This is a genomic window from Pectobacterium fontis, from assembly GCF_000803215.1.
Lineage (GTDB): Bacteria > Pseudomonadota > Gammaproteobacteria > Enterobacterales > Enterobacteriaceae > Pectobacterium > Pectobacterium fontis.
This window is the reverse complement of the sequence record NZ_JSXC01000035.1, coordinates 107,484-124,557: the sequence shown is the minus strand read 5'-3', so window position 1 is coordinate 124,557 and position 17,074 is coordinate 107,484. Positions and strand designations below refer to the sequence as shown.

Annotated in this window: 16 protein-coding genes; 10 read left to right on the top strand and 6 right to left on the bottom strand. The window is 53.4% G+C overall.

Features of this window, described 5'->3' with window-relative positions; genetic code table 11:
* The first annotated feature begins 129 nt into the window (after window positions 1–129).
* Window positions 130–1,725: an ABC transporter substrate-binding protein gene (locus tag OI69_RS13020; RefSeq protein ID WP_039351128.1), complete on the top strand. Its 1,596-nt coding sequence runs from the start codon at window positions 130–132 to the stop codon at window positions 1,723–1,725.
* A 46-nt stretch (window positions 1,726–1,771) separates the two neighbouring features.
* Here the strand turns inward: OI69_RS13020 and OI69_RS13015 are convergent, their stop codons facing one another.
* Window positions 1,772–2,443 carry an epoxyqueuosine reductase QueH gene (locus tag OI69_RS13015; RefSeq protein ID WP_039351124.1) on the bottom strand — a complete coding sequence of 224 codons (672 nt, stop codon included), beginning with the start codon at window positions 2,441–2,443 and terminating at the stop codon, window positions 1,772–1,774.
* 214 nt (window positions 2,444–2,657) lie between these two features.
* Between OI69_RS13015 and dusC the strand changes: the two genes are divergently transcribed.
* The 8 genes from dusC to pbpG all read left to right on the top strand — a co-directional run bounded on the left by dusC (window position 2,658) and on the right by pbpG (window position 9,542).
* Window positions 2,658–3,590 carry a tRNA dihydrouridine(16) synthase DusC gene (dusC, locus tag OI69_RS13010; protein ID WP_039351121.1) on the top strand — a complete coding sequence of 311 codons (933 nt, stop codon included), beginning with the start codon at window positions 2,658–2,660 and terminating at the stop codon, window positions 3,588–3,590.
* Between the two features lie 218 nt (window positions 3,591–3,808).
* Complete coding sequence (mmuP, locus tag OI69_RS13005; protein WP_039351119.1) at window positions 3,809–5,221, top strand: S-methylmethionine permease; 1,413 nt, start codon at window positions 3,809–3,811, stop codon at window positions 5,219–5,221.
* Window positions 5,214–6,161 carry a homocysteine S-methyltransferase gene (gene mmuM, locus OI69_RS13000; protein ID WP_039351116.1) on the top strand — a complete coding sequence of 316 codons (948 nt, stop codon included), beginning with the start codon at window positions 5,214–5,216 and terminating at the stop codon, window positions 6,159–6,161. The genes mmuP and mmuM overlap by 8 nt, the downstream gene beginning before the upstream one ends.
* Window positions 6,162–6,177: 16 nt before the next feature.
* A complete protein-coding gene (locus OI69_RS12995) occupies window positions 6,178–6,726 on the top strand; it encodes an acetate and sugar kinases/Hsc70/actin family protein (RefSeq protein WP_039351115.1) in 549 nt (182 codons plus the stop codon).
* Window positions 6,727–6,947: 221 nt separating this feature from the next.
* The gene (cyaB, locus tag OI69_RS12990; protein ID WP_039351113.1) at window positions 6,948–7,490 is read left to right on the top strand and encodes a class IV adenylate cyclase; all 543 of its coding nucleotides are present in this window, start codon (window positions 6,948–6,950) and stop codon (window positions 7,488–7,490) included.
* A 53-nt stretch (window positions 7,491–7,543) separates the two neighbouring features.
* Entirely contained in the window at window positions 7,544–7,900 is a 357-nt protein-coding gene (locus OI69_RS12985; RefSeq protein WP_039351111.1) for an FMN-binding protein, read from the top strand.
* A 34-nt stretch (window positions 7,901–7,934) separates the two neighbouring features.
* Window positions 7,935–8,444, top strand: coding sequence for a DUF6622 family protein (locus OI69_RS12980; protein ID WP_039351109.1), 510 nt, complete (start codon window positions 7,935–7,937; stop codon window positions 8,442–8,444).
* A gap of 150 nt (window positions 8,445–8,594) precedes the next feature.
* Window positions 8,595–9,542 (top strand): D-alanyl-D-alanine endopeptidase, encoded by a 948-nt coding sequence (gene pbpG, locus OI69_RS12975; RefSeq protein WP_039351106.1) that lies wholly within the window; start codon window positions 8,595–8,597, stop codon window positions 9,540–9,542.
* Window positions 9,543–9,615: 73 nt separating this feature from the next.
* Here the strand turns inward: pbpG and OI69_RS12970 are convergent, their stop codons facing one another.
* From OI69_RS12970 to OI69_RS12950, 5 genes are all read right to left on the bottom strand, one after another.
* A complete protein-coding gene (locus tag OI69_RS12970; protein ID WP_039351103.1) occupies window positions 9,616–10,302 on the bottom strand; it encodes a glutathione S-transferase family protein in 687 nt (228 codons plus the stop codon).
* A gap of 144 nt (window positions 10,303–10,446) precedes the next feature.
* A complete protein-coding gene (locus OI69_RS12965) occupies window positions 10,447–11,217 on the bottom strand; it encodes a DeoR/GlpR family DNA-binding transcription regulator (protein WP_039351100.1) in 771 nt (256 codons plus the stop codon).
* A gap of 30 nt (window positions 11,218–11,247) precedes the next feature.
* Window positions 11,248–12,900, bottom strand: coding sequence for an ABC transporter permease subunit (locus tag OI69_RS12960; RefSeq protein WP_039351097.1), 1,653 nt, complete (start codon window positions 12,898–12,900; stop codon window positions 11,248–11,250).
* The gene (locus tag OI69_RS12955; RefSeq protein ID WP_039351094.1) at window positions 12,897–13,907 is read right to left on the bottom strand and encodes an ABC transporter ATP-binding protein; all 1,011 of its coding nucleotides are present in this window, start codon (window positions 13,905–13,907) and stop codon (window positions 12,897–12,899) included. Before OI69_RS12955 ends, OI69_RS12960 begins: the two co-directional genes overlap by 4 nt.
* A gap of 76 nt (window positions 13,908–13,983) precedes the next feature.
* Window positions 13,984–15,003 (bottom strand): ABC transporter substrate-binding protein, encoded by a 1,020-nt coding sequence (locus OI69_RS12950; protein WP_080752645.1) that lies wholly within the window; start codon window positions 15,001–15,003, stop codon window positions 13,984–13,986.
* 412 nt (window positions 15,004–15,415) lie between these two features.
* Between OI69_RS12950 and OI69_RS12945 the strand changes: the two genes are divergently transcribed.
* A complete protein-coding gene (locus OI69_RS12945) occupies window positions 15,416–16,762 on the top strand; it encodes an aspartate aminotransferase family protein (protein WP_039351091.1) in 1,347 nt (448 codons plus the stop codon).
* Window positions 16,763–17,074 lie beyond the last annotated feature (312 nt).

Below are 17,074 nucleotides of genomic sequence, written 5' to 3'. Positions count from 1 at the left end.
CGTAGAAATTATTTCATTCGAGGGTTTTATTTGTCATTTTATTGCCATGGTTTTCTATTTAAGACAGCGATAGTCAGAAAGCCAACCCAGTAAACGGGACACGAATAACACAATAAGCGAGGAGCTAGGATGAAAAAAGCAGGAATACGATTCACATTCGCGGCGTTGACGCTCGCGGTCGCCTCTGCGGCATCGGCTAACACCCTGGTATATTGCTCTGAAGGCTCGCCGGAAAACTTTAATCCGCAGCTTTATACCTCTGGCACCAGTGTCGATGCCAGCGCGGTGCCGATTTATAACCGACTGGTGGATTTTAAAGTGGGCACCACAGAGCTGGTGCCGAGTCTGGCGGAGCGCTGGGATATCAGCGCCGATGGACGTGTATATACCTTTCATTTGCGCAAAGGGGTGAAGTTCCAAAGCAACAAAGCGTTCAAACCTACGCGTGATTTTACCTCCGATGACGTTATTTTCTCCTTCATGCGGCAAAAAGACCCGCAGCACCCTTACCACAACGTTTCGAAAGGCACCTACGCCAATTTTGAAAGCCTGGCTTTTGGCTCGCTGATTCAGAACATCGAAAAAGTAGATGATCATACCGTGCGCTTTACGCTTTCTCACGCGGAAGCGCCGTTTCTGGCCGATTTAGCCTGGTATTTCGCTTCCATTCTTTCGGCGGAATATGCCGACGCCATGCTCAAAGCCGGCACGCCGGAACGTGTGGATATGGAGCCGATTGGCACCGGACCTTTTGAATTAGCGCAGTATCAAAAAGATTCACGCATTCTGTTTAAGGCGTTTCCAGACTATTGGGAAGGTAAAGCGAAATTGGATCGGCTGATCTTCACCATCACGCCCGACGCCTCCGTGCGCTATGCCAAGCTGGAAAAGAATGAGTGTCAGGTAATGCCGTTCCCTAATCCTGCCGACCTGCCGCGCATGAAAGAGAATAAGGATATCGTGCTGATGCAAAAGGCGGGATTGAACACGGGTTTCCTGTCGTTCAACACGCAAAAAGCGCCGACGGATAACGTGAAAGTACGACAGGCGTTAACGATGGCGATTAATAAACCCGCGATTATCGACGCCGTTTTCCAGGGAACGGGGACAGCGGCGAAAAACCTGCTGCCGCCTGGCGTCTGGAGTGCGGATAGTGAGTTGAAGGATTATGACTACGATCCCGAAAAGGCCAGAGCATTACTGAAAGAAGCGGGTTTGGCGGAGGGCACCACGATCGAACTGTGGGCGATGCCGGTGCAGCGGCCGTATAATCCCAATGCTCGTCGCATGTCGGAAATGATTCAGGCTGACTGGGCGAAAGTGGGCGTACAGGCCAAAATTGTCACCTTCGAATGGGGCGAATACCTGAAAAGGGTGAAAAGCGGTGAACATCAGGCTGCATTGATGGGCTGGACCACGGCGACGGGCGATCCTGATAATTTCTTCGGGCCGCTCTTTACCTGCACGGCGGCTAACGGTGGTTCCAACTCGGCAAAATGGTGCTATGCGCCCTTTGATAAAATCATCACCGAAGCGCGCGCTTCACAGGATCATGAGCAGCGAATAGCTTTATACAAGCAGGCGCAGCAGATGATGCACGATCAGGCACCTGCCGTCATGATTGCGCATTCCACCATCTTTGAACCCGTGCGTAAGGAAGTGAGTGGGTATGAGATCGACCCGTTCGGTAAGCATATTTTCTATCAGGTCGATGTGAAGAAGTAAGACGCAGAGAGTCCGGCACCGCGTGCCGGACTCTGATGTGAGGTGGTTATTCGGCTTCGTCGCCGTAATACAGTTTACCGATGCGGATAATATCGCGCCCCTGTGATTTGCGATGCTTATTGGAATCGCGCAGGGAATAAATACAGCCGCAATACTCCTGTTGATAGAAACGTTCGCGTTTGCTGATTTCGATCATGCGTGACGAGCCGCCACCTTTGCGCCAGTTGTAGTCCCAATAAGTGATGCCGGGATATTTCTGCGCGGCGTTATGCCCACATTCGTTAATCTGCTGCATGTTTTTCCAGCGGGAAATCCCCAGCGAACTGGAAATAACGCTAAAGCCGTTTTCTGCGGCGTACAGTGCCGTGCGCTCAAAGCGCATATCAAAACACATGGTGCAGCGAACGCCGCGTTCAGGCTCCCATTCCATGCCTTTGGCGCGTTCGAACCAGTTGTCCGTGTCGTAATCCGCGTCAATAAACGGCACGTTATGCTGTTCGGCGAAGCGGATGTTTTCCTCTTTACGGATCAGATATTCACGCTGCGGGTGGATATTGGGGTTATAAAAGAAAATGGTGTAGTCGATGCCAGAAGCGGTGATGGCTTCCATAACTTCACCCGAGCAGGGCGCACAGCAGGAGTGCAGCAGCAGTTTGTCGGCATTATTCGGCAAAGAGAGCTGGGGACGTTGCAGCGTGCCGGTTTTGATATTCGACATAAATAAATAGTCTTCGTTGTGGTCCATCAGGACAGTATTGGCACAAAGTAGTAACGAATTATTGATGATATGGTCACAAGAGGCAACCTCTGCGCCTTACCCGCGTTATCTTTCCCATTGCGTTCCCCGTACAATACCCCCTAACATTGCCTGCTTTTGGGGCCGCCTTAGGCATGGCCTGTGATTAACGATAAAATGATTACCGAGTAGCGTTATGCGTGTTCTGCTTGCCCCGATGGAAGGGGTTCTCGACTCATTAGTGCGGGAACTGCTGACTGAAGTGAATGATTATGACCTGTGTATCACTGAGTTTTTACGCGTGGTGGATCAGTGTTTACCGGTTAAATCCTTTTATCGCCTTTGCCCTGAATTGCACCATGCCAGCCGTACGCCGTCGGGTACGTTGGTGCGCGTACAGCTACTGGGGCAATATCCACAGTGGCTGGCGGAAAACGCCGCGCGGGCGGTTGAACTGGGTTCATATGGCGTCGATCTCAACTGCGGCTGCCCGTCGAAGCTGGTGAACGGTAGCGGGGGCGGCGCGACGCTGTTAAAAGATCCCGAGCTGATTTATCAGGGGGCGAAAGCCATGCGTGAGGCCGTGCCCGCGCACTTGCCGGTTACGGTGAAAATCCGTCTGGGCTGGGATTCGGGGGCGCGTCAGTTTGAAATTGCCGATGCGGTGCAGCAGGCGGGGGCAAGCGAACTGGCCGTACATGGGCGCACCAAAGAAGACGGTTACAAGGCGGAATGTATCAACTGGCCGGCGATTGGGGAAATCCGCCAGCGTCTGCGGATTCCGGTGATTGCCAACGGCGAAATCTGGGACTGGCAGAGCGCACAGGACTGCGTGGCGACAACGGGCTGTGACGCGATCATGCTGGGGAGAGGGGCGCTGAATGTGCCCAACCTGAGCCGGGTGATTAAGTACAATGAGCCGCGTATGCCGTGGCCGGACGTTATGCTGCTGCTGCAAAAGTATGTGCGGCTGGAAAAGCAGGGCGACACGGGCATGTATCATGTGGCACGCATCAAACAGTGGCTTGGCTATTTGCGCAAAGAGTACGACGACGCCACCGAGTTATTCGGTCAGATCCGTACCTTGAAGACCTCAGCGGATATTGCGCGTGTGATAGGTGAACCATAGCGGTTCACCGTTTCCTCATCATTTCTCATTTTCTGCCTTCCCACTCGGCGTGCTCTTATCAATCCGTTCAGATTTAACGCACTTCATCCCCCTCCGCCAGCTTGCACTTTACTTTGCGAATCGGTTGGCGGTATAACATTTTATCTGTCTGGAAGTTTAGACGTCTATATGTTTTTGCGGCATAAACTATGTCGGATTCATTTATAAGAAAGGTCATCATGGAACAACACGCATCAGGCTCGGAAGGGCAGTTTAAGCGCACCATGAAAGCTCGCCATCTGGTGATGCTTTCGCTCGGTGGCGTGATAGGAACAGGTCTGTTTTTTAATACGGGCTACATTATTTCTACCACTGGCGCTGCCGGGACGCTCTTGGCATACCTGATTGGTGCGCTGGTGGTGTATCTGGTGATGCTGAGTCTGGGCGAGTTGTCTGTCGCCATGCCGGAAACGGGGGCGTTCCATGTGTATGCCTCTCGCTATATCAGCCCGGCTACCGGTTATACCGTGGCCTGGTTGTATTGGCTGACGTGGACGGTGGCGTTGGGTTCCAGCCTGACCGCGGCTGGTTTTTGTATGCAGTATTGGTTCCCGCAGGTGCCCGTCTGGACGTGGTGCCTGCTGTTTTGTGTGCTGATCTATCTGTTGAATATCATCTCTTCCCGCTTCTTTGCCGAGGGTGAATTCTGGTTTTCGATCGTTAAAGTGGTCACTATTCTGGCCTTTATCGTGCTCGGTGCGGGGGCGATGTTTGGGTTTATCCCGATGCAGGACGGGTCGCCCGCGCCGTTCTTCCAGAACATTACGGCGTCTGGCTGGTTCCCACACGGCGGCTTGCCCATCCTGATGACGATGGTGGCGGTAAACTTCGCGTTTTCCGGTACGGAGTTGATCGGCATCGCGGCAGGGGAAACCGAGAATCCGCAGAAGGTGGTGCCAATAGCAATTCGTACCACCGTCGCGCGGCTGGTGGTTTTCTTTTTGGGGACGGTGCTGGTGCTGGCGGCGATGATCCCGATGGAGGAAGCGGGTATCGCTAAAAGCCCGTTTGTGCTGGTGTTTGAGAAGATTGGCATTCCTTATGCTGCCGACATTTTTAATTTCGTCATTTTGACGGCGATCCTGTCTGCGGCTAACTCAGGGCTGTATGCCTCCGGGCGTATGCTGTGGTCGCTGTCCAATGAAGGGACGTTGCCACGCCGTTTTTCCCGCCTGACACGCCGCGGCATTCCGCTTTTTGCCATTTCTATTAGTATGTTGGGCGGGCTGCTGGCGCTGTTTTCCAGCGTGGTCGCACCAGATACCGTCTACGTGGCGCTGTCTGCGATTTCCGGCTTTGCCGTGGTGGCGGTGTGGCTGAGCATTTGCGCCTCACACTATATGTTCCGCCGTCACCATCTCCGTGCGGGAAAGCCGCTCTCCGCGCTGCAATATCGCGCGCCGTGGTTCCCGATCACGCCGATTCTCGGTTTCCTGCTGTGCTTGCTGGCTTGTGTCGGGCTGGCGTTTGATCCCAGCCAGCGGATCGCGCTGTGGTGTGGTATTCCGTTTGTCGCCTTGTGTTACGCTGCTTATTATTTCACGCAGTCAATGAAGAAGCGTGGCTTAACGGGAGTGGAAGACAATGCGTAAAAATACCGTGACCGACATGCTGGCGACGGCATCAACGATTGTGCTGGACGGCGCGTTGGCGACCGAACTGGAAGCGCGTGGCTGTGACTTAACGGATCCGCTGTGGTCGGCGAAAGTGCTGGTTGAAAATCCGGCGTTGATTTATCAGGTACACCTCGACTATTTCAAGGCGGGGGCGCAGTGTGCGATCACGGCCAGCTATCAGGCAACGCCGCAAGGGTTTAAGGCGCGAGGATATAGTGAAGCGGAGTCGTTGGCACTTATTGCCAAAAGTGTGCAGCTTGCGGTGCAGGCTCGGGAGGATTATCGCCATGCTAATCCACAGGCCGGCACGCTGCTGGTGGCGGGGTCGGTAGGGCCGTACGGGGCCTATCTGGCGGATGGTTCTGAGTATCGTGGCGATTACCAACTGCCGCAGGCTGAGATGATGGCGTTTCATCGGCCGCGTATGGCAGCATTGCTTGAGGCGGGAGCCGATCTGCTGGCTTGCGAGACGCTACCATCCTTTGCGGAAATAGAGGCGCTGATCGCGTTACTGACCGAGTTCCCTCAGGCGCAGGCGTGGTTCTCCTTCACGCTGCGCGATAGCGAACACCTCAGCGACGGTACGCCATTGCACACGGTGTTGGCACGGGTCAACGCCTGTTCGCAGGTGGTTGCCGTTGGCATCAACTGCATCGCGCTGGAAAAGGTGACGCCAGCGTTGACGTACCTGTCTTCACTGACGGATTTGCCGTTGGTGGTTTATCCCAATTCCGGCGAGCAGTATGATGCTGTGACCAAAACCTGGAGCCACGGCCACGAGGCTGACTGTTCACTGGCAGCACATCTGCCCGAATGGCAGGCGGCAGGGGCGCGTTTGATTGGCGGGTGTTGCCGAACCACGCCCGCAGATATTGCCAGTATTGCACGCTGTTGCCAGCATGGGCATCGGCACTAAATAAGGAGATGCCGTGATGGAAAATGCTGTGAACCTCAAACAGGCGTACTCGCTTGCCAGAGCGCGCGTCGCGCCGGATGTACCGGTAACGGTACTGTGCATTGGCGAACAGCAGACGACCGTCGTCTGCGGGACGGCATCACAACCGTCGGCCACCCTGCAATTAACCATCGGCTTTGACAACACGGCGGCGACGTTTTTCAAACACCTGCCTCCGACGCCGGACGAGATGGAACGGGCGATCATGGCGGTGGAAGATGAAGTGACGCGAATTCGCCACGATATCCCAGCAGGGTCTGTGCTGTTTTCTTTCGATTCCGCCCTGGTGACGCTCGCCCAAATTTCGGGAGCAGAAGAAGAGGACGCGGGCTGGCGTTTGCCGCAGGATGATATGGAACGGACGTTTAAGCGTCTGGAACGTGTCATGCTGGGGAGTCCGGCTGCCTGGGAGGGGATTCCGCTGGAGAATATTTTCTCCGCCCGGCTGCTTATTTTACGTGAGTTTATGCATCATCTTGGCTTCAGTGCCGCACTGATTCTGCTATTACCGGCGACGACTGCATGAAGAACTAGCGGTTTTTGCCGACTCAGCTACTATTAACGGCGGTCAGCGTCCAGCAAGGGCACTGACCGCATTTTTTCGACCGTATTATGTTACCTGTATGATCTATTTTACGGATGACTGAATCATTATTCTCTTCAACTTCATATGACAGCGTAATAAAACGCTGATTGCTGTGGTGGAGAATCAATTTTATTTCAGGGAATCCAGTGAGGAGAAAGAACATGGTTGAACATTTCACAGGGAAATATGAAGTTGAGCTTAAATTTCGCGTTGACGATATAGCCGTTTTCAGGAATACGCTGTTTAGCCTTCACCCAGAGGCTTTCGTCTTTGAGAATAAAGAGCACGATGTTTATTACGATGATGCCGAGAATCGCCTGCGACAGCAAAATATCAACATGCTGGTGCGCCGCATGGAGCCATCGGGGATTAAGCTCTGGATCGTGAAAGGACCGGGCGTTGAACGCTGCGAAGCGGTTAACGTCGAAAACTTTGAAAAAACCGATAGCATGCTACAGACGCTAGGGTATCGGCCCCTTTTTGACATTCATAAAATCCGCAGTATCTACTTTTTAAACGCCTTCCACATCACGATCGATTATATTGAATCACTGGGTTATTTCGTGGAAATATCGGTGATGGTCGATGATGAAACCCAGTTGAAAGCACTCAGAGATCGGTGTATAGAGTGTGCACTGAGACTTAAATTATCATTAGATAATATTGAGACGAAATCTTATTATCAATTATTAGGTTTTAATTAACGGTTATTTTCTGGTTATTGAATTGTTTTTTTCGATTCACACAGGGGGAAATGATGAAAAAATCTATTTCGGCGGCGTTGGTCACGGTAGTGATGGCTTTTTCTCTGTCCGTTCATGGCAGCGATGTGGCGCAATATAAAGACGGCAACTATATCGGTAAAGCGCAGGGTAAGGCCGCAGAGGTTGAAGTGTCGGTCAGTATCAAAAATGGCAAGATCGCTAATGCGGAAGTGCTGAAGCATGGTGATACTAAAGCCATGATGCTGAGTGCGACAGATCAAATTGTTCCACAGCTTATCGAGAAGCAAGATATTAACAAGGTCGATGCGGTAACGGGTGCCACGTTATCGAGCCAGGGGGTGATTAACGCGGTGAAGCAGGCGCTGGAACAGGCGAAAGTCGCGCCGTAATCGTAACTGTACCGTTGAGAAAGGAATCACTACCGTGGAAAACCTGCTGATCATACTGCGTCATACGCCGTATTGGGTATGGGGCGTTTTAGGGTATCTGATTTACGCTGGCGTAAAAGCCAGTCAGCCAAGACAACAATCGCTAGCGCGAATGTTGGTTGTGCCAATGGTTTTCATGGTGTGGGGGGTTAGCGCCATTTTTCATACGTTGCAGCTCCCGCTTGCGGCGGCAGGGGGATTTCTGCTGACGTTGACCGTTGGGCTGGGCCTCGGATGGAGATGGGGGAGGACGTCAGGTGCGTATCTGCCGGAATCCCGCTGTTTTCAGCGCACCGGTTCGTGGTGGACGTTGGGCTTAATGCTGCTGACGTTTTGTTCTCGTTTCTATTTTTCCGTCCAGTTGTCTCAGTTTCCCACACTCGCGCATGACCCCGTGTTCTGCCTGTTGTCCGGTGCGACGAGTGGGGTGACTGCCGGGATATTCAGCGGCATCAGCCTGCGTTTGCTCAACCAGATGCGCAAAATAAGACCGTCTTTAACGTAATCGTAGGAAAAACAGTAGGTTGTTAAACGTGTTTGTCAAAATTTGTCACAAAGCTTTCTTTGTTGCATGAGTGCGTGGGGAAGGGCGGTAAATTATAATGCCGTTGCCTATTCCTTTCATTTAACAGAATACTGTTTAAGTTATTGAAGAATGAACAAAAATTTTAAGCTTTCTCTTTGTGGCCTGTTGTTGTTGTCAACCCATGCTGTGATGTTGCCTCAGGCTGTGGCGAAAGCGCCGACGTATTCTGCTGGCAGTGCGCATCAGGAAATTGCTTCCGGTAGCGCCATGGTGGTGGATTTGCGCGATAACCATGTCCTGTATTCCAGTAATCCAGATGTGGTGGTGCCGATCGCCTCGGTGACGAAACTGATGACCGCGCTGGTGGTGCTGGATGCTAATCAGCCGCTGGATGAAATCATCTCGGTGGATATCAGCCAGACGAAAGAAATGAAAGGGGTGTACTCGCGCGTTCGTCTGAATAGTGAGATCAGCCGTCATGACATGCTGTTGCTGGCGCTGATGTCATCCGAAAACCGTGCCGCTGCCAGTCTGGCGCATCACTATCCTGGCGGCTATGAGGCGTTTATCCGTGCGATGAATGCCAAAGCCCGTGCATTAGGTATGGCCCACACGCGTTATGTGGAACCGACCGGGTTGTCCACCAATAATGTCTCGACGGCGCGCGATCTCACCAAGCTCCTGATTGCTAGCAAGCAATATCCGTTGCTGAGCCAGCTTAGCACTACGCAGGAGAAAACGGCGACGTTCTCTCATCCGGCGTACAGCCTGCCGTTCAGGAATACCAACCATCTGATCTATAAAGAAGACTGGAGCATTCAGCTCACTAAAACGGGCTTTACCAATCAGGCGGGGCACTGTCTGGTGATGCGTACGGTCATTAACCAGCGGCCTGTGGCGCTGGTGGTGTTGGATGCCTTTGGGAAATACACGCATTTCGCGGACGCGAACCGCCTGCGTAAATGGATTGAAACCGGTAAGGTCAGTGAGGTGCCTGCCGCCGCGTTAAGTTATAAGAAACAAAAATCGCTGGCTTCTCGTCAACCACAAAGCATGGCGAGTATCGAAACCGAATAACCGATTGCCCCCTTCTGGGTGCCTTGGAAGGGGGCGGTTAACGGTGGTTCTGCCGTCACCGACTGCGACGTTGTTACGCGCGTGCGCGTAAATCCTCGATCACCTCACCCGCATTGGCCACTTCTTCCTCATGACCCGGCTCACGCCAGGTTTCCGCTAAGGCATCCTGTAGCCAATGCTGCATCGCGGGCTGGGCTAATAGGTGGTCGCAATAGGCAGCGGCTTCTGGTGAAACGGGAAGCTGATAGGTTCTGATACGGAAAACAACCGGCGCAAAGAAGGCATCCACGGCCGAAAACTGTTTTCCTGCCAGAAATGGCCCGCCAAAGCGCGTCAACCCTTCCTGCCATAGCTCGCCGATACGAGTGAGGTCGTTGCTGAGGGCGGGAGGGATCTCACTCATCTTGATGCGTACCCCACAGCTCATGGCACAGGTGTTACGCAGCGCGCCAAAGCCGGAGTGCATTTCAGCGGCAGCACAGCGTGCCCAGGCTCGGGCTTTGGCATCGGCAGGCCAGACGCCGGGATGCTGTTCAGCCAGATATTCGGTAATCGCTAATGAATCCCAGACGGTGGTCTCACCATCGATCAGGCAGGGGACTTTTGCCGTCGGCGAAAAGGCCTTAAATGTGGGTTGTGTTATGCCGGGCGCAAAGGCGACCAGCTTCTCTTCAAAAGGAATCGACAGTGTTTTCAATAGCACCCACGGACGCAGTGACCAGGACGAATAGTTTTTATTGGCGATATACAACTGATACATGTCTGATACTCCTTGTGTTAACCAGGCCTTAGCATTAGCACGAACGGCGACGGAAATCATCTTCCCGTTTCTCCGCGAGCCTGTTGTTGGGGGAGTAAACATCGGTGGCGATGAACCGTCGGTGAGACGATTCATCGTGAGTGGTCAGGCGATGATTACCTGTTGGCAATGCATCTGTAATAATGACAAGGCGGGGTTGTCTGCACTGGCGGCATCGGTCACGATCATATCGATCTCCGGCATGGTGGCATAGGCCACACGGCTGGTGGTGCCAATCTTGCTGTGGTCTGCCAGGATAATTCGTGTTCGGGCATGCTGCACCATGGCTCTGGCAATGGCCGCTTCATGGTGAGCGAAACTGCTGGCGCCGGAAGCGGCCTCCACCCCCACCGGAGAGAGGAGGGCAACGTCGGCGCGATAGCGCTGTAGTTCATTGATGGTGATGTCACCGTGTGTTGCCTGTGCGGAGGCTCCCATGTATCCACCGAGTAATATCACGCTGTGCTGTGCGACGGATTCTGATGCGGAGAGTTTCTGTGCTACGGTCAGACTGTTGGTAATGACCGTCATCCCCGGCATTGAGAGCAACTCATCGGCTAACAGAGACGTTGTGCTGCCAGCATCGATAAACAGGGTTTGTCCAGCGTTTAACTGCTGTACAGCCGCGCGGGCAATGGCCTGTTTTTCTTTTTCGCGCACGGTGTTACGAATGGACAGCGGCAGTTCCGGTTCTTGTGTGGTTGCCACAATCCCGCCGTGGACGCGGCGCAATGCGCCCGCAGCTTCCAGCTTCACGATATCGCGTCGTACGGTTTCGCGTGACACGCCAAGATGCTGAATGATTTTCTCGGTGCTCACCCGGTTTAATGTTGAGAGCAGAGCCTGTATGCGATGTAACCGTGTTTCTTCTAACATAGCTTTCCATTCTTTGAAGGTCTGACCCGGCTACAATGATTGCCGTTTCTCTGTCACGAGATGCAGAAGCAGAGCTGTGATGGCGACAATACCCATAATACACGTCGAAAAGGCGGCTGCCTGTGAAGTAAAGCCTGCTTCATCCAGCCGCATCACGGTAACGGCGCCTAACGGCAACGACGGTGTGACCAAAAAAATCACGGCCGATAGTGTAACCATTGAGCGCATGAATAAAAACATCGCGACCGAAATCAGCGTGACGCGCATGGCTGGTAGATAAACATCACGTAAAATACGCACCACACCGCCGCCTAAAACCGTGGTGGCATCTTCCATGGCATGGGGAACGTTACGTATTCCCATCATCATCGTGGTGTAGCCTTGTGTGTGGTAGTGATAATAGTTGCACAGCGCCACCAGCAGCGCCGAACCATACAGCATCCCCCAGGGGAGGTCGGCGGTGTTGAACGTAAAGACGTAAGATAACCCTAACACCAAACCCGGTACGGCTACAGGCAAGGCACTGAGCAGGACGGCGGTGTTAGCCACTTTTCCCGGTTGCCGGTGAATACCGAAGGTGAGCAGGAATAGCAGTGCTGTGCCAACCACTGCCGCCAGTGCGGAAATCCAGACTGACGTCCACAGTGGGGTGTAGCCACCCGCAAGATCGATATCATAATGTTTAAGCGTCAGATCGAGCCGGTACGGCCACAGACGAATCATGCTGGCAATAATGACGGTGCCAATGACGGCGACAACGGTGAAGGCGATCGTCATGGTAGCCAGATAGAACGACATATCGCGTGTGCGCAGGGGTTGCGGAACGTGGGGGATCGCCGCCTGTGTGCCAATCGCTTTTTGCCGTCTTGCGGTGGCGCGCTCTATCCAGATAGAGGCAGCCGCAGGCAGCAGGAGCAAAATCCCAACGACCGCCCCCATACCGAATTTCATCTGACCACTGACCTGACTGTAAATCTCGGTGGCGAGTACGGAGAAGTTGCCGCCGATCACGATCGCGTTGCCGAAATCTGTGATCGTGATGGTAAAGACGACAAAGGCGGCACTCAGCAGGCCGTATCGCAGTCCGGGCAGAGTAATATCCAGAAACTGCCGCCAGTCGGACGCGCCCAGCACATTGGCGGCCTCATACTGGCGGGTATCGCTATGGCGCAGCGTGGTGCGGATGATCAGAATAGCCTGCGGTAGTGCGTACAACACGTTAGCGATCAACAGCCCCCAAAAACCATAAATATCCATGCGCACGCCGAGAAGATTACTGATGATGCCATTTCTTCCCAGCAGAAAAATTAACCCTAATCCCAGCACCAGTGAAGGGGCGAGTATCGGGAGTGTGGTCGCAAAGGTAATAAACCGCTTTGCGGGCATCGCCGTACACTCCAGCCCATAGGCGACAATGAATCCCAGTAACAGGGTGACAACAGTGGTCGCGATGCCCAATAACACGCTATTTGCTGTAGCCCGCCAGATGCCGGGCGAATCCAGCAGCGTCAGATAGTTGGATAATCCTACTGTGCCGCTTTGATCGTCCAACAGGCTGTGCCAGACGATACTGAGCATCGGGATGCCGAAAAACATCAGCAGCGCCAGCAGTGGAAGCCACAGACAGAGACGTGAAAGCCAGCGGTCACTGGCCGTTTGCGGCGGGAGAAGTGAATGGTTCATGCTTGCACCCAGGCGCAGTCTTCTGCGCGAATTGAGAGATGGACAGGGTCGCCAGAGGACCAGTTGACAGCGCTGCTGGTTTCGACCAAGAGCGGTTGCGATTTCCACATCACCTGAACACGTTGAATACTGCCGAGGAAGCTGGTGTTGATAACCCGGCCTTCCGCGCCTTCCGCTTTGTGTAATGCAATGCGTTCCGGGCGGATAAACAGCTCCGCGTCTGCTGGTAGCGCCGTCTCTTGCGCAGAGGGAAGCAGCTCAGGCATACACGCAGTGACGATATCGCGTGACAGCAAATTACTGTGCCCCATGAATTCGGCCACGAAACGTGTGCGCGGGCTGGTATAGAGTTCGTGGGGTGTCCCTTCCTGTACAATCCGCCCACCGTGCATGCAGATGATTTTATCCGCCATGCTCATGGCTTCTTCCTGATCGTGTGTGACCATCAGTGTGGGGATGCCCAGGCGTTGCTGCACGTCGCGCAGCTCCTGACGCAGCCCGGCACGCACGCGGGCATCCAGTGCCGACAGCGGTTCATCGAGCAAGAGCAGGGAAGGGTTGACCGCCAGTGCGCGGGCAATCGCGACACGCTGCTGTTGCCCTCCCGAAAGTTGATTCGGGTAGCGATCGCCGAATCCGCTCAGGCGCACGGTATCCAGTAGATCGCTAACGCGTGCGGCAATGTCTTCTGTTGGGGTGTGACGAATTTTAAGACCGTAGCCAATATTTTGAGCAATCGTCATATGGGGAAAAAGCGAGTAGGACTGGAATACGATGCCAAAGCCTCGTTCCCGTGCGGGTACGTTGACCAGATCGCGGTCATCGAGCGTGATTTTCCCCCCATCGCAGCTTAGCAATCCGGCAATGATGCGCAGCAATGTCGTCTTGCCACAGCCGCTTGGCCCAAGAAGGCAGACGAATTCGGCATTTTCAATCGACAAATTGATACGGTCGAGAGCCACATAGCCCTCAAAGCTTTTATAAAGATTTTGAATAACCAGTGCCATAAATGCGACCTCTTAATGACGGCTGCCGCGCAGTGGGAGTACGCTGTGCGGTAGCCTCTACAGCGAATACAGACCACTATCGGCCAATGGTTTTTTGCCAGGTTGCCAGCGTGGCGTCACGATCGTTGGCGCTTTTGGTGAAATCAACGGGGTAGAGTACGTGTGTGAGATCGGCGGGCAGGCCAGCCATTTGCGCAGCTTTTGACTGTTCAACGCCGGGTATGGTCACGATTTCTTTATATTTGGTGTAGAGCGTGGCGGCATTGCTGGAGAGCGTCCAGTCAAGAAAGCGTTTCGCATCGGGCTTGTTCTTGGCGGCGGTCATCAGGGCGGAGGCTTCTAATTCATAGCCGGCACCATCGCTTGGGATCACCATTTTGATCGGGTAGCCTTCTTCAATCGATTGCATGGCGGCGAAAGCCAGTGAGACGCCAATCGCGTACTCACCCGTGCGTGCCGCTTTACAAGGGCGCGAGCCTGACTTGGTGTATTGGGCGATGTTGCCATCCAATGACTTCAAAAATGTCCAGCCATTTTGTTCCCCTTTCGCTTGCAGCAGCGCGGCGATTTGCAAGTAGCCCGTGCCGGAGGAAACCGGATTGGGCATCACGATTTCCCCCTTATAGATTGGGTTGGTCAGATCCTGCCAGGATGCGGGAACAGGAAGGTTTTTCGCTTTTAACGCTTCCGTATTGACGCAAAAAGCAGCCATATAGCCGGTTGCCGCAAACCACTTGTGATCCGCCGCGCGATAGGTGGCAGCCAGGCTATCGCTGCCTTTGGCATCGTAGGGTTCCAATAATGCAGACAAACGTGGATCCATCACGCTGGTAACGGCCCAGCCCCAAATGACGTCATGTTGCGGGTTCTTGGATTCCGCCAGAATTCGTGGGCCGAGGTCGCCAGTGGACAAGCGCAGTACATTAATTGTCACATCGGGCAAATCCTTCTTGGCCTGTGCGACGTAATCCTTGATCTCATCTTCTTCCAGTGAGGTATAGACCGTGATAGTACCTGCCTGTGCGGCAGCGTTAGCGAGCGTGGCACAGGTGAATGCTGCGATCAGACTGGTGCGACGAAATGAAAATCGGTTCATAAACGTTCCCCTACGGTTGTGGAAAAGGTTGGCATCAGTGTTCCTCTCGCGTTGAACGGTGCATAACACGCCTGTGTATTTTTGTGCTTATTGCGAGTGGTCTGAAGTTTTAGCACTAATCATGCCATTTTCTTCTTTTGATGAAATGTCGTTAAAATATTATCTATAAATCAATGGATTAAATTTATGTGCTGTATGGGTGTCAATTTGAATGGGGATGAATAACGTCTTGCATGATTTTATATGACAAAATTATTGCACTTTTTTGGCGTTTTTGTGCATCAAAAAAGTGCGTTTTTTTGTATTTGTGTATTTAATTGCTTTTGGTGTAGGGTGAATGTTATCTGAACATGCACGATGCGTTTTCTCGATGTGAGACGCCGTCGTGCCACCACCTTACAGAGGAGTGATTATGGCGACACGCTCAACCATCATGGACACCAATAGCTTTCGCGCTGAACATGTGGAGGCGTTGGATGAAGACACCCGCAGGCTGACGGATAAGCGCACTCAGGTGTTAGGAAATTCCTATCGTTTGTTCTACCGTAACCCCGTGCATTTGGTTCGCGGCGAGGGGCAATACCTGTGGGATGCCGCGGGGCATAAGTATCTGGATGTCTACAACAATGTTGCCAGTATCGGGCACTGCCACCCTGCGGTTATTGAGGCGGTTAATGAGCAAATGCGCCTGCTCAACACGCATACCCGTTATTTGCACGAACGTATTCTGGATTACTCTGCGGATATTCTGAGTACGGTGCCAGCGGCCATCAATAAGGCGATGTACATGTGTACCGGCTCGGAGGCCAACGATCTGGCGATTCGCGTGGCGCGCGCCTACAGCGGCGGCACGGGGATTATTGTGAGCCGCGAAGCCTATCATGGCACCAGCGAGCTTACGTCCGGCGCATCACCGGCGCTGGGAAGCGGGCAGCCTCTGGCGCCGACAACGCGCCTTGTACCTGCACCCGACCGCTATCGGGTTAATGCGCCCGATCTGGGGATTTGGTTTGCGCAGCAAATCCAGGCGCAAATTGATGATATGGCTGCGAACGGCATTAAATTCGCGGGCTTCCTCGCGGATTCTATTTTTTCCTCGGATGGCGTACTACCGGGGCCGGCTGGCTACCTGAAACCGGCGATTGATGTGGTGCACGCGAATGGCGGGATTTTCATTGCGGATGAGGTTCAGCCCGGTTTTGCCCGCACGGGTGAGCATTTTTGGGGATTTGGGCGGCATGGTATCGTGCCGGATGTCGTCACATTGGGTAAACCGATGGGCAACGGCATACCGGTGTCGGCGCTGTTGGCAAAAGCAGACGTGCTGGCGGCATTCAGCGATGAGATCCCTTATTTTAATACCTTTGGTGGAAACCCGGTATCGATTGCGGCTGCACAAGCGGTATTGCGCGTTATTCGCGAGGAAGGTTTACAGGAACATAGCCGCGTTGTCGGAGAAAAATTGCAGCGTGAGCTGGCGCTGCTTGCCGACCGTCATGCGTGTATCGGTGATGTACGCGGGGCGGGGCTGTTTATCGGCTTTGAACTGGTCAGCGATCGGGAAACAAAAACGCCGGATAAAGCACTGGCGCTGGACGTGGTTGAACAACTGCGTGCCGAACGGGTACTTACGTCGGTTGCAGGGCCGCACGGGAATGTGTTGAAGCTGCGTCCACCTCTGGCATTTCAGGAACACGATATTGACTGGCTGGTTGGGGCACTCGATCGGGCTTTGCATTTGCAATCACAGCGGCGTTAATTTTCTCAGATGCGCATGTGTCGGCTCTTGGTCGGGTCGCCTCATGCGCCTTCATGCTGTCCACTTTTCCTCCCACGGCAGGCAGAATGTTCGTTTTGCGTATCGCCTAGCATTATTCTTGCAGTTTTTATTAAATGAAACTTCAATAAATGCACTATATTACGCGCTGTGCATTTGAATGCGTCGGTGTGGCAACCACTATCGGGAAGCCTTATTCGCTTAAGGCCGGAAAAGGTGTTTTTTACGCCTAATCAGAGAAGGGATGTGACCGTCGTAATCTTCAACCTGTCTTGTGCTTCAGCGCATTGTTCT

What these genes read in the sequence shown, in the direction of transcription:
- OI69_RS13020 (WP_039351128.1), top strand. Translation starts at nt 130, where the DNA reads ATGAAAAAAGCAGGAATACGATTCACATTCGCGGCGTTGACGCTCGCG.
- OI69_RS13015 (WP_039351124.1), bottom strand. Translation starts at nt 2,443, where the DNA reads ATGTCGAATATCAAAACCGGCACGCTGCAACGTCCCCAGCTCTCTTTG.
- dusC (WP_039351121.1), top strand. Translation starts at nt 2,658, where the DNA reads ATGCGTGTTCTGCTTGCCCCGATGGAAGGGGTTCTCGACTCATTAGTG.
- mmuP (WP_039351119.1), top strand. Translation starts at nt 3,809, where the DNA reads ATGGAACAACACGCATCAGGCTCGGAAGGGCAGTTTAAGCGCACCATG.
- mmuM (WP_039351116.1), top strand. Translation starts at nt 5,214, where the DNA reads ATGCGTAAAAATACCGTGACCGACATGCTGGCGACGGCATCAACGATT.
- OI69_RS12995 (WP_039351115.1), top strand. Translation starts at nt 6,178, where the DNA reads ATGGAAAATGCTGTGAACCTCAAACAGGCGTACTCGCTTGCCAGAGCG.
- cyaB (WP_039351113.1), top strand. Translation starts at nt 6,948, where the DNA reads ATGGTTGAACATTTCACAGGGAAATATGAAGTTGAGCTTAAATTTCGC.
- OI69_RS12985 (WP_039351111.1), top strand. Translation starts at nt 7,544, where the DNA reads ATGAAAAAATCTATTTCGGCGGCGTTGGTCACGGTAGTGATGGCTTTT.
- pbpG (WP_039351106.1), top strand. Translation starts at nt 8,595, where the DNA reads ATGAACAAAAATTTTAAGCTTTCTCTTTGTGGCCTGTTGTTGTTGTCA.
- OI69_RS12970 (WP_039351103.1), bottom strand. Translation starts at nt 10,302, where the DNA reads ATGTATCAGTTGTATATCGCCAATAAAAACTATTCGTCCTGGTCACTG.
- OI69_RS12965 (WP_039351100.1), bottom strand. Translation starts at nt 11,217, where the DNA reads ATGTTAGAAGAAACACGGTTACATCGCATACAGGCTCTGCTCTCAACA.
- OI69_RS12960 (WP_039351097.1), bottom strand. Translation starts at nt 12,900, where the DNA reads ATGAACCATTCACTTCTCCCGCCGCAAACGGCCAGTGACCGCTGGCTT.
- OI69_RS12955 (WP_039351094.1), bottom strand. Translation starts at nt 13,907, where the DNA reads ATGGCACTGGTTATTCAAAATCTTTATAAAAGCTTTGAGGGCTATGTG.
- OI69_RS12950 (WP_080752645.1), bottom strand. Translation starts at nt 15,003, where the DNA reads ATGAACCGATTTTCATTTCGTCGCACCAGTCTGATCGCAGCATTCACC.
- OI69_RS12945 (WP_039351091.1), top strand. Translation starts at nt 15,416, where the DNA reads ATGGCGACACGCTCAACCATCATGGACACCAATAGCTTTCGCGCTGAA.